Raw genomic sequence first — 11,445 nt, forward strand, 5'->3', positions numbered from 1 at the left:
CGGAGAGGCGCCTACGGCGCGTCCACCCTACTGCGCGAAGCGATCACGGCGCCCCAGCGCCGCCCCCGACCGTCGCATCCGTATCCGCATCGGTGCCTGCACTCTGTTCGCGAGGCTCCAGCGAGGCGAAGTCCCCGGTGTCGCCGAGCCGCAGCAGGAAGGGCCGCAGCCGGGTGTAGCGGATCGCGGTGACCGAGCAGGGTTCGGCCTGGATCCGTTGGAAGAGGTCGAGGTGCATCCCGAGTGCGTCGGCGACGAGGGACTTGATGATGTCGCCGTGCGAGCACATGACGTACACGGCTCCGTCGCCGTGCTCGGCCTCGATCCGCGCGTTCCAGTCCCGTACCGCGTCGACGGCACGCGCCTGCATGGCGCGCATCGACTCCCCGCCAGGGAACGCCGCGGCCGAAGGGTGCTGCTGAACGACGGCCATCAGCGGCTCGTCGGTGAGTTCCGCGAGCTTGCGCCCCGCCCAGTCGCCGTAGTCGCACTCGCTGATCCGCTCCTCGGTGTGCAGCGGCAGCCCGGGCCGGGCGTCGAGCAGCGGCTGCAGCGTCTCCCGGCACCGCTGCAGGGGGCTGCTGACGACGGCGGCGAGGGTCAGTGAGGCGAGTCGCCCGGGCAGCGCGGCGGCCTGCGCGGCGCCGCGCTCGTCGAGCGCGACACCGGGGGTCCGGCCCGCGAGCACCCCGGCCGTGTTGGCGGTGGAGCGTCCGTGGCGTACGAGGATCAGGGTCGGCATACCGGCCAGCGTAGGCCGACGTTCCCCCGAAAGGTGCGCCAGGGCCCGGAGCAGGGAAGAATGCGCGCCGTGATTGTGGACTGTGCCATCTACCGGGACGGGCGTCGTACCGACGGACCCGCCGATTTCTCCGATGCCCTCGACGAGGCACGGGCCACCGGGGACGCTTTTCTCTGGATCGGGCTGCACGAGCCCACGGAGAAGGAGTTCGACCTCGTCAGCAGCGAGTTCGGGCTGCACCCGCTGGCCGTGGAGGACGCGCTGTGCGCACACCAGCGGCCCAAGCTGGAGGTGTACGACGACTCCCTCTTCGCGGTCATCAAGCCGGTGGTGTACGAGCCGGAAGGCGACACGGTCACCACCGACGAGCTGATGCTCTTCATAGGCGATTCGTTCGTCGTGACGGTCCGGCACGGGGAGAGTGCGCCGCTCGCCGAGGTACGCCGCCGGCTGGAGGCCGAACCGGAGGTGCTCAGGCACGGGCCGACCGCGGTGCTGTACGCGGTCAGCGACGCCGTCGTCGACCACTACATCAGTGTGGCGGCCGAGCTCCAGGTCGACCTGGAGGAGCTGGAGGCCGAGGTGTTCGCACCGAGCGGCAGCGTGGACACCAAGAACACCGCGTCGCGCATCTACACCTTTAAGCGGCAGGTGCTGGAGTTCCGCCGGGCCACCGGCCCGCTGAGCGCGCCCATGGGCCGGCTGGCGGGCGCCAGTGTGCCGTTCGTCGACGAGCACTCGCAGCCGTTCTTCCGGGACGTGAGCGACCATCTGACCCGCGCCAACGAGCACGTGGAGGGGCTGGACCGGCTGCTCTCCGACATCCTGGCCGCACATCTGGCGCAGACGGGGCTGCGGCAGAACGACGACATGCGGAAGATCTCGGCCTGGGCGGCCATGGCTGCCGTTCCGACCATGGTGGCGGGGATCTACGGCATGAACTTCGACCACATGCCCGAGCTGCACTGGGTGTGGACGTATCCGACGGTGATCGTGCTGATGGGCTGTGCGGTCTTCGGCCTGTACCGCATGTTCAAGCGCCGCGGCTGGCTCTGAGGCGACAACAGACCCACGACGCGGCCCGAGGACCGGGCTGCGCGGCTCAGGCGTACTCGGGCGCCGGGACCGGGGGGCCGCCCAGCGCGTCGGGCCGTTCGGGCGGTGCCAGGCCGACCATGCGCCGCCAGCCGACGAGGCGTTCGTACGCGTAGACGCCGCGGATCGCGGCGGCCAGCACCGCCGCCTTGGCCCTGGGCCAGCCCAGGATGCGCCCCATGTGGTCCATCACGGCGAGGCTGACGTCGCGATACACCCGGATCTCGGTGAGCGCGCACTCCTGCAGGATGCGCTGGATCGTACGGCCGTGTCCGGACCGGGCGAGGCGGAGCAACTCCTCGTGGCAGTAGGACAGATGGTTGTCCTCGTCGTTCGAGATCATCTTCACCGCGCGGCCCAGGTCGGAGTGGTCGGCGAAGTACCTGAGGAGCAGTGCCATCTGTTCGGAGGCGCGTTGCTCGGTGACTCTGCTGTGCGCGAGATACGTGATGATGTCCTGCTCGGTGAGCGGTTCGTCGCGCTTCAGCTGCTCGTGGGCGAGGCCGATGCCGTGCTGCTCCAGGAGCATCGTGTAGTCGGTCTCGTGCGGCACCTCGACCGGCCGAAGCCCGCGCCTCTTCAGCAGTGCGTTGAAGATCCGGCCGTGCTTGTCCTCGTCGGCGCCGTGCCGGGCGATCTTGGGGACCAGGGCGCGCTGACTCTCGGGGGCGAGGGCCGCGATGCGGCCGTTCTCCCAGCCACCCTGGGACTCTCCGCCGGCGGCAATCGAGCAGAAGAGCCGGAACGACTCGTCGTTGTCGAGGATCTCCTGGAACAGGTTCTTTGCCGAGAGCATCGCTGGCGCCTCCGTGCCGGTGACCGCAGAAGGAAAGTCAAATGCGGTACCGGGAAGTCGGCAACCGGAGTCCGGTTCGACAGGGCCGAACGGGCGGAGCGTAACCGATGACGGCGTGGCGCGTTGTGCTGCGTAACGGCCGTGGCGGGGAAGACCCCCGAGCCCCCACCACGGCCGTAGTGCTGTCCGCTCAGGTGGTTACGCGAGGCCGGACAGCTCTAGGGCGTCCGTACCGGCGCGCAGGGCGGCGAGCCGCTCATCGAGCGTGAAGCCGGCCGGGGCGAGGGTCAGCGTGGTGACACCGGCGGCGGCGTAGGCCTGCATCCGCTCGGCGATCCGCTCGACCGGACCGAGCAGTGTGGTCTGGTCGATCAGCTGGTGCGGCACGGCGGCCGCGGCGCCGTTCTTGTCGCCGGACAGGTACTTGTCCTGGATCTCGGCGGCTTCCTTCTCGTACCCCATGCGCTGGGCGAGCTGATTGTAGAAGTTCTGCTTGCGGCTGCCCATGCCGCCGACATACAGCGCGGTGTACGGGCGGAACATGTCGGCGAGCCCGTTGATGTCGTCACCGACGGCCAGCGGCAGCGTCGGGCAGACGTCGAAGCCCTCCATGGTCTTCCCGGCCTTCTCGCGGCCCGCCCGCAGGTGCTTCACGGCGGTGTCCTCGAGGTGTTCGGCGGACGGGAAGATCAGCAGCGCACCGTCGGCGATCTCGCCGGTCTGCTCCAGGTTCTTCGGGCCGATCGCGGCGATGTACAGCGGAATGTGCTCGCGCTGCGGGTGGACGGTCAGCTTGATGGGCTTGCCCGGACCGTCCGGGAGCGGGAGCGTCCAGTGCTCGCCCTCGTACGAGAGCCGCTCGCGGGACATCGCCCGGCGGACGATCTCCACGTACTCACGGGTGCGGGCCAGCGGCTTGTCGAACTTGACGCCGTACCAGCCCTCGGAGACCTGCGGTCCCGACACGCCGAGGCCGAGGCGGAACCTGCCGCCGGAGAGCGAGTCGAGGGTGGCGGCGGTCATCGCCGTCATGGCCGGCTGGCGGGCCGGGATCTGCATGATGGCGGAGCCGACGTCGATGGACTCGGTCTGGGCTGCGACCCAGGTCAGTACAGTCGGGGCGTCGGAGCCGTACGCCTCGGCCGCCCAGCAGACGTCGTAGCCGAGCTGGTCGGCCTCCTGGGCGACGGCGAGGTTGTCGCCGTCCATTCCCGCGCCCCAGTAACCGAGATTGATGCCGAGCCGCATAGCCGCTCCCCTTACTGATCAGTAACGTCCCTGTGCCGGGGACTCTAGCGCGCGGCAACGGGATCCGGCAGGGCGACTTGGCCCCCGGGTTGTCCACAGGCTTCCGCCGAGTGGGGCTCTGGCCAGTAATCTCAGCGCCCATGGAGCAGAGGCATCTCGGCCGCACCGGCCTTCGAGTGTCCCGGATCGGGCTCGGCACCCTCACCTGGGGCCGGGACACCGACGAGCACGACGCTGCCGAACAGCTGAAGGCCTTCTGGGAGGCGGGCGGCACGCTGGTCGACACAGCCGATGTGTACGGCGGCGGCGAGGCCGAGTACCTGCTGGGGCGGCTCGTCGAGGGGCTGGTGCCTCGGCACGATCTGGTCATCGCCACGAAAGCGGGCAGCGTGGCCGACCCGTACCGCCGTTTCAACGGCTCGCGCGGGCATCTGCTGGCCGCGTTGGACGCCTCGCTGGAGCGGCTCGGTACGGATTACGTGGACTTGTGGCAGGTGCACGCCTTCGACCCGGTGACTCCGCTGGAGGAGACCCTTCAGGCGGTCGACCTGGCGGTGTCGACCGGCCGCGCCCGGTACGCCGGTGTGTCCAACTTCTGCGGCTGGCAGCTGGCCAAGGCGGCGACCTGGCAGCTCGCCTCGCCCGGGGTGCGCACCCGGCTGGCCAGTACGCAGATGGAGTACTCACTGCTGCAGCGGGGCGTGGAGCGCGAGGTGCTGCCGGCCGCGCTCGATCTGGGCGTGGGGCTGCTGCCGTCGTCCCCGCTGGGCCGGGGGGTGCTGACCGGCAAGTACCGGACAGGCACTCCGGCGGACTCTCGCGGCGCCTCGGAGCTGCTGGCCCCGTTCGTCGAGCCGTATCTCGACGACCCGGCGAGCCGCATCGTGGACGCGGTGGCGACGGCGGCCGACGGTCTGGCCACGACGGCCCTGCAGGTGGCGCTCGCCTGGGTCCGGGACCGGCCGGGAGTGGTGGCCCCGATCGTCGGCGCGCGCAACGCGCAGCAGCTCACGGAGGCATTGTCAGTGGAGGCGCTTAGTCTTCCTGACGAGATCTGCCAGGCGCTCGACGATGTGTCGGCGCCCGTGCACCGCTATCCCGACCAGGACTGGAGCACGCTGTGACTGCGCTTCCCCGGGGGGAAACCCCCGGCCCCTCGGCCGCCGCCGACGACGACACCGTTGTCGCGGACCCCGCTGCCGCCGCATCCGACCCGTCCGCCGAGGACGTGGGAGGCGACGCGAGCGCGGCGGACACGGCCCCCGAGGCGGAGGAGACGGACGGGACGGACGCGGCCGGCGCAGCGGACTCCACCGACACGGCCGACGGCGAGGCGGCCGCCGCCGCGCTCTCCGAGGCCGAGGCTGAGCTCGCTGCCCAGCGTGAGTTGCGGGAGCGGATCGAGAAGCGCAAGGCCGAGAAGGGCGGTCCCATCGCGGCCGGCACCAAGCTGAGCGGCCCGGCCGCCGATCTGCTGGCGGCGGTGCGCGCCGTGGAGAGCGGCGAGAAGCCCGGTGCGGCGTTCTTCGACGCCCCCGCGCCCGCCCCCCGCCGGGTCGCTCCCGCACCCGCACCGGTACGCCCCCGTGCATCCGAGCCGGTCCGGGCTCCGCAGGGCGCCTCCGCGGAGGCGCTGGCCGCGGTGTCGGCCGTGCTGGCCGAGGGCGGGGCGCCGGAGGCTCTGGCGGGCCCGGCGGCACAGACGCTCGGCGCTCAGGCGGCCGACGTGCTGCGTGAGGACCCGTGGCAGCTGCTGGCCGTCGCCGGCGTCCGGCCCGAGCAGGCCGACGGCTTCGCGCGAGCGCTGCTGGGCGCCGCCTGTGGTCCGGACGACGAGCGGCGGACGGCGGCGCTGGTCGGCTGGCTGCTGGAGCGCGCCGCGCTGCAGGGGCATACCGCGCTGGACGCCTCCGGCGTGCGGGCCGCACTCGCCGAGTGTGCGGTGACCGACCCCGAGGCAGCCGTGCAGCACGCTGTCGCCGAGGGCGTCGTGCTGGTGTTCCAGGAGGGTCTGGACGAGCCGGCCGACGAAGGGACGGAGGAGCTCTCGGAATCCGGCGAGCAGGCCGAGGACAGCGTCGGGCAGGAGCCGCCGCAGGTGCTGCTCGGCCTCGACCGGTACGCGCTCGCCGAGGAGAGTCTCGCCGACGGTCTGGCGCGGCTGGTCAACGCCGGTGAGAAGGATGCCGACTGGTCGGAGGCGGCCGCGGCCGCCGGTTCCCCCTCGGCGGCCGAGCTGATCCGCACCGTCGCGGCCGGTGGTCTCGTCGCGCACACCGGCGGTGAGGCGGCCAGGGCCGAACCCGCCGCTCTGATCATCGCCGCCCTCTCCCTCGGCCTGCGGGCCGTCGGCGCCACCCACAGCGTGGACGGCAGGCGGCGGCTGGCCGAGGCGCTCGACGACCCGTCGGCGGCCGTCACCCTCGCCGGGCTGCTCTCCGGCGCGGAGGGCCCCGGCCGGGACGAGGACGGGGCGATCGCCGTCGACCTGCTGGTAGTGCTGGACGCCCCGCAGCTGGATGTCGAGACGGCCGCGATCCTGGTGGAGTCCCTCGCCGACGGCACCCGGCTGGTGCTGAGCGGCGATCCGGGAGTGCTGGGCTCGGCGGGTGCGGGCCGGGTGTTCGCGGATGTGCTGGCCGCCCGCGCGTGCCCGCAGGTGGTCTCCCGTACACCGGATCCCGGTCCGATCGGCGAGCTGGTCTCCGGTATCGGCATCGGCGAGCTGAACCAGGTGGAAGCGCCCGGCAAGGAAGTGGTCATCGTCCCTGTGCACGACGCGGGCGAGGCGGTGCACCGCACCGTGCAGCTGGTCGCCGACTCGGTGCCGCGCGCCATCGGCGTACCGTCGGCGGACACACAGGTGATCACCGTCGGGCACGGCGGCCCGGCGGGCACCCGGGCGCTCAACGCAGCGCTCAAGCAGCGGCTGAACACCGGCCCCGGACGGTTCGGCGGCTTCGACCCTGGCGACCGGGTCGTGCACATCCCGACGCCCGGCAGGACGGTCCCCGGTGTGGTCGTCTCGGCCGACGCCGAGGGCCTGCATCTGGACTGCGCGGGCACGCCGGTCGTCGTACCGCAGGAGCGGGTGGAGTCGTCGGTACGCCACGGCTGGGCCCTCAGCGCCCACCAGGCGGCCGGGATGCGGTGGCCGGCGGTGGTCGTCGTGCTGCCCGGTGACGCCGCACAGGGTCTGAGCCGGGCGTGGGTGTACACCGCGTTCAGCCGTGGGGAGCGGCATCTGTCCGTGGTGCACGGGGTGGACCAGGCGCTGCCGCGCGCGGTGGCCCAGTCCCCGTCCCAGGACCGCACGACCCGGCTGCGCTCCCTGCTGGAGGCGCTGCCGACGGCCACGGTCTAGACGACCGGAGGACCGGAGGGCCGCACACGACGTCGGTCCTCCGGCTCCGTCGGCGACGGGATCAGGAGCTGTCGGTCGCCAGGTCGTCCAGCTCCTCGTCGAGGTCGTCCTCGTCGAAGACGGAGCTGACGTCGAAGCGGCAGACCACCAGCTGCGGGTCGGCCTCGTCGAAGGGGGCGCTGAGCCACTCCCCCGCCTCGGGCAGCTCCTCGGCCGCCGAGACCCAGAGGGTGGAGTCGCCCTCCTCCAGGCCGAACTCCTGATGCCGGGAGGCGATCTCGTCCGGTTCGTACTCGCCGAAGAGCACACCGAGCGCCGCATGGACACTGGTTCCGGCCGCAGCGTCGGTCCCACTGCCGCGGTCGCCCGGATCCGCGTCGACGATCCGCTGCGCCTGCGCGAGCAGCCGGGGCGGCTCCACCACCGCGTAGTCACGGCGGATCAGCACGCTGAGGGCGTTCGGCTCCTCGGGGCCGGCGTACGGCGGCATGGAGTCGTCGACGCCGGGGATCTCGAAGGGGGTGACCTCGTCGTAGCGGTCGTAGAGGAGTTCGTCGTAGACCTCGGCCGCAGCGGCCAGTGCGTTGAACGCGTCGTAGACGGCCGGGTCGTCGTCCCCGGACCGGCGCTCGACCGCCTCGAGGTGATGGTCGAGCGCGGCTTTGACGGCATCGGCGGCGGCGCGTACCTCGGCAGCGGTGGGCTGCGCAGCATCAGACATAGTGCAGACGCTATCCGTACACAGCCTCTGCCCGCACAATAGATGCGATGCCGGAATACGAATTTGTCGACGTGTACGTGCCGCGCGGGGTGTCCCGGAAGGAGACGGCCCGCCTGCTGACCGACCATGCCGAGTACGGGCACTGGGAATTGGACCGACTGACGCTGCGCCGTGACGGCAGCCGCAGGGTGCGGCTGCGCCGACGGATCATCCGCCAGCTACGGGCCACCTGGTAAGACGGAGCGGGCCCCGCATCCGCGGGGCCCGCTCGTTTCGTTCCGCCTGTGCCCGTGTTCGTCCTGCCGCTACGCGGACATGCGGGAGCGGCGGTACAGCACCGTGCCCGCGCCCGCCAGCAGCAGGCCCGCGCTCGCCGGGACGAGCAGGTCGAGCCCGCCCGCTCCGGTGTGTGCGAGCTCGATCGTCTGGGGCTCGGGTGCATTCGGAGCGGTGGGCACTCCGAACCCTGTGAGCCCCATCGGCGGGGTGGGCTTGCCCGGGGTGACATGCCTGACCGGCGGTGGTGCGACGTCCGGGTCGTTCTCGCAGCTGTTGCCGGAGGACGGGCTGAGGAGTCCGCCGATGGTGATGCTGTTCCCGCAGGCGTTCACGGGGATGTCGATGGGCGCCTGGACGGTGTTGCCCGAGAGGATGCCGGGCGAGCCCTGCGTGTACCCCTCAGCGGTCGCCCCGTCCCTGCTGCCGCTGCCGACGGCCCGGTGCTTGCCGGTTCCCGGCCCGAGGTCGACTGCCGACGGGTCCTGGGCCCTGTGGTTCGATGCCTGGCTGCCCGATGCGGGGGCGGCCGAGCCGTGTCGGCTCGAAGTCGCGCTTCCCGAACTACTTCCCGAACCGCTTCCGCAAGCGTTTCCGGCTGCGGGATTGAGCAGTCCGACGACACTCACGGAGTTACCGCATGCATTGACCGGTACGTGGACCGGGATCTCGATCGAATTCCCTGACAGCACCCCCGGGGAATTCGATGCGTCGCCGGTCGCTCCCGCGTCGGCGTGCGCATAGCCACCACTCAGCGCGAGCACTCCGCCCGCTGCCGCCATGGTGATCAGGCCTTTACGCGTGACCTGTCGCATAGGTTGTTCCTGCCTTCTACCTTCCGGAAAACCCCCGGACTCGACCGTGCGGGGGGCGGAGTGCCTGGTCGGCCCCGGAGTGCATGGCGTGCACCCCGGGGCCGACCGGGCTCAAACCCTTACGGGTTGATGCACAACATCAGCCGTTGACGCAGCCGTTGCCGAAGGCGGGGTTGAGCAGCCCGATCACGGAGATCGTGTTGCCGCACACGTTCACCGGCACGTGCACGGGAACCTGGATCGTGTTGCCCGAGATCACACCGGGGCTCCCGACAGCGGCACCCTGCGCGCCCGAGTCGGCGACGGCCATGCCCGCACCCGCGAGCACCAGACCACCAGTGACTGCCGCAGCAGCGACGACCTTCTTGATCATTATTCCTCCTAGTTGGCAATGCGGCCCCAGCCGCGGACCGCATCACCTGTAACGAGGAAGAAGTAATGGGGCTACGAGCGTATGGTTCCTTTCACTCGTTCCGGTCACGTACGCACACGCTGGCGATTACCGGCGTGATGATTCAGCAGTTGTCGATGAAACGGTCGAGCACCCGCACACCGAATTTCAGACCGTCGACCGGCACTCGCTCGTCCACACCGTGGAACATGCCCGCGAAGTCGAGCTCCGGCGGCAGCTTCAGCGGCGCGAATCCGAAGCAGCGGATGCCGAGGTCGTCGAAGGACTTGGCGTCGGTGCCGCCGGAGAGCATGTACGGGACCGCGCGGGCGATCGGGTCCTCCGCCTTCAGCGCGACCTGCATGGCATCGACCAGGGAACCGTCGAAGCTGGTCTCCAGCGCCTTGTCGCCGTGCACGTCCTCGCGCCTCACCCGCGGGCCGAGGATCCGGTCCAGGTCGGCCAGGAACTCGTCCTCGAAGCCGGGCAGGAAGCGGCCGTCGACATGGGCGACGGCCTGGCCGGGGATCACGTTCACCTTGTACCCGGCGCCCAGCATGGTCGGGGCGGCCGAGTTGCGCAGGGTGGCGCCGATCATCTTGGCGATGCCGCCGAGCTTGGCAAGCGTGGCGTCCATGTCCTCCGGGTCGAGCGGGGTGCCGAGCGCGTCGGACAGCTCGTCGAGGAAGGACCGTACGGTCTTGGTCACCCTGACCGGCCACTTGTGCCTCCCGAGCCGCCCGACGGCCTCGCAGAGCTCGGTGATCGCGTTGTCGTCGTTGGTCATCGAGCCGTGCCCGGCGGTGCCGTCCACGGTGAGCTTCATCCAGTGCATGCCCTTCTCGGCCGTCTCGACGAGATAGAGCCGGAGCTTCTCGTTGACCGTGAAGGAGAAGCCGCCGACCTCACCGATCGCCTCGCTGACGCCGTCGAAGAGGTCCGGTTGCTTGTCGACGAGATACCGCGCACCGTACGTACCACCGGCCTCCTCGTCGGCCAGGAATGCCAGCACGATGTCGCGCGGGGGCTTGCGGCCGCTGCGCATCCGGTCGCGGACGACCGCGAGGGTCATCGCGTCCATGTCCTTCATGTCGACCGCGCCGCGCCCCCACACACAGCCGTCCGCGATCTCGCCCGAGAACGGGTCGTGCGTCCAGTCCTGGGCATTGGCCGGCACGACGTCGGTGTGGCCGTGGATGAGCAGCGCGGGCCTCGACGGGTCCTCGCCCTCGATCCGGGCCACGGTCGAGGCACGGCCCTTGTGGGATTCGAAGATCTTCGGTTCGAGCCCGACCTCGGCGAGCTTCTCGGCGATGTACTCGGCGGCCACCCGTTCTCCCGGGCCCGAGTGGTCTCCGTAGTTGCTGGTGTCGATCCGGATCAGCTCGCGGCAGAGGTCCACGACCTCGTCCTCGCCGGACGGGCCGCCGACCGTGTTCGTCTCGCTCACACTGCTTCCTTCCACTGTCACCCTGGTGCTCCCGCCCATCCTCCCGCGCCGGGCCCGCTCACCCAAGGCCGCCCGTCCCCCCTTCATGCGCCTTTCGCACGGCCAGTGGCGTGATCGAGCACCTCCGAATGTTTGCTATTGTTTTCCACGTCGGAACGGGCACGGCCCGCGAGACAGACACCTTGTCCGGGTGGCGGAATGGCAGACGCGCTAGCTTGAGGTGCTAGTGCCCTTTATCGGGCGTGGGGGTTCAAGTCCCCCCTCGGACACCAGCGGTCTTCCCCTTTTGTGCAGGAAGACGGAGCAGATGCGGATCGAGTACCAACTCGATCCGCATCTGCTTTTTTGTGGTGCTACGCCGGTGTCACCACTGCTCCGGAGCGGGTGGCACAGCGGGGCGATCGGTGGAGGCGGGAGCCAGGAGGACGGCTAGGGTCTTTCGTTTGGATCATGCTGGGCTCGCGGGGTCTGGCACGCACATCTGCGGCGTTGTCGTCAGTCGCCGACGCTCCGCGTGGGCTCCTTCCTCCGCCTTGCAGCTGCACGC

Annotated in this window: 11 protein-coding genes and 1 tRNA gene; 5 read left to right on the forward strand and 7 right to left on the reverse strand. The window is 70.7% G+C overall.

Translation table 11 applies throughout. The features are described from left to right. Positions 1-43: 43 nt before the first annotated feature. Positions 44-742, reverse strand: coding sequence for a histidine phosphatase family protein (locus ACIA8E_RS21130; protein WP_399300334.1), 699 nt, complete (start codon positions 740-742; stop codon positions 44-46). A gap of 60 nt (positions 743-802) precedes the next feature. Between ACIA8E_RS21130 and corA the strand changes: the two genes are divergently transcribed. Further along, on the forward strand, positions 803-1,798 hold the full coding sequence (gene corA, locus ACIA8E_RS21135) for a magnesium/cobalt transporter CorA (RefSeq protein ID WP_399300337.1): 996 nt from the start codon (positions 803-805) through the stop codon (positions 1,796-1,798). Between the two features lie 46 nt (positions 1,799-1,844). Here the strand turns inward: corA and ACIA8E_RS21140 are convergent, their stop codons facing one another. Together ACIA8E_RS21140 and ACIA8E_RS21145 are read right to left on the reverse strand one after the other, a co-directional pair. After that, positions 1,845-2,633, reverse strand: coding sequence for a ferritin-like domain-containing protein (locus ACIA8E_RS21140; protein ID WP_399300340.1), 789 nt, complete (start codon positions 2,631-2,633; stop codon positions 1,845-1,847). 198 nt (positions 2,634-2,831) lie between these two features. Next, positions 2,832-3,881: an LLM class F420-dependent oxidoreductase gene (locus ACIA8E_RS21145; protein ID WP_399300342.1), complete on the reverse strand. Its 1,050-nt coding sequence runs from the start codon at positions 3,879-3,881 to the stop codon at positions 2,832-2,834. 140 nt (positions 3,882-4,021) lie between these two features. Between ACIA8E_RS21145 and ACIA8E_RS21150 the strand changes: the two genes are divergently transcribed. Both ACIA8E_RS21150 and ACIA8E_RS21155 read left to right on the forward strand, forming a co-directional pair. Further along, positions 4,022-5,005, forward strand: coding sequence for an aldo/keto reductase (locus ACIA8E_RS21150; protein ID WP_030968430.1), 984 nt, complete (start codon positions 4,022-4,024; stop codon positions 5,003-5,005). Then, complete coding sequence (locus ACIA8E_RS21155) at positions 5,002-7,245, forward strand: ATP-dependent RecD-like DNA helicase (protein WP_399300346.1); 2,244 nt, start codon at positions 5,002-5,004, stop codon at positions 7,243-7,245. The genes ACIA8E_RS21150 and ACIA8E_RS21155 overlap by 4 nt, the downstream gene beginning before the upstream one ends. 61 nt (positions 7,246-7,306) lie before the next feature. Here the strand turns inward: ACIA8E_RS21155 and ACIA8E_RS21160 are convergent, their stop codons facing one another. Further along, positions 7,307-7,966: a hypothetical protein gene (locus ACIA8E_RS21160; RefSeq protein ID WP_399300349.1), complete on the reverse strand. Its 660-nt coding sequence runs from the start codon at positions 7,964-7,966 to the stop codon at positions 7,307-7,309. Between the two features lie 47 nt (positions 7,967-8,013). Between ACIA8E_RS21160 and ACIA8E_RS21165 the strand changes: the two genes are divergently transcribed. Continuing rightward, positions 8,014-8,202 (forward strand): DUF5703 family protein, encoded by a 189-nt coding sequence (locus tag ACIA8E_RS21165; protein WP_030918345.1) that lies wholly within the window; start codon positions 8,014-8,016, stop codon positions 8,200-8,202. A 69-nt stretch (positions 8,203-8,271) separates the two neighbouring features. Here the strand turns inward: ACIA8E_RS21165 and ACIA8E_RS21170 are convergent, their stop codons facing one another. From ACIA8E_RS21170 to ACIA8E_RS21180, 3 genes are all read right to left on the reverse strand, one after another. Next, a complete protein-coding gene (locus ACIA8E_RS21170) occupies positions 8,272-9,057 on the reverse strand; it encodes a chaplin (protein WP_399300352.1) in 786 nt (261 codons plus the stop codon). 139 nt (positions 9,058-9,196) lie between these two features. Next, positions 9,197-9,430, reverse strand: coding sequence for a chaplin ChpH (gene chpH / locus ACIA8E_RS21175; RefSeq protein ID WP_030918339.1), 234 nt, complete (start codon positions 9,428-9,430; stop codon positions 9,197-9,199). 142 nt (positions 9,431-9,572) lie between these two features. Continuing rightward, a complete protein-coding gene (locus tag ACIA8E_RS21180) occupies positions 9,573-10,898 on the reverse strand; it encodes a M20/M25/M40 family metallo-hydrolase (RefSeq protein ID WP_399300356.1) in 1,326 nt (441 codons plus the stop codon). 184 nt (positions 10,899-11,082) lie between these two features. Here ACIA8E_RS21180 and ACIA8E_RS21185 point away from each other — a divergent pair. Beyond that, positions 11,083-11,170 (forward strand) — tRNA-Leu (locus ACIA8E_RS21185). The last annotated feature ends 275 nt before the right edge of the window (positions 11,171-11,445 follow it).

The sequence above is a fragment of the Streptomyces sp. NPDC051664 genome (assembly GCF_044453545.1).
In the GTDB taxonomy this organism is placed as follows: Bacteria; Actinomycetota; Actinomycetes; order Streptomycetales; family Streptomycetaceae; genus Streptomyces.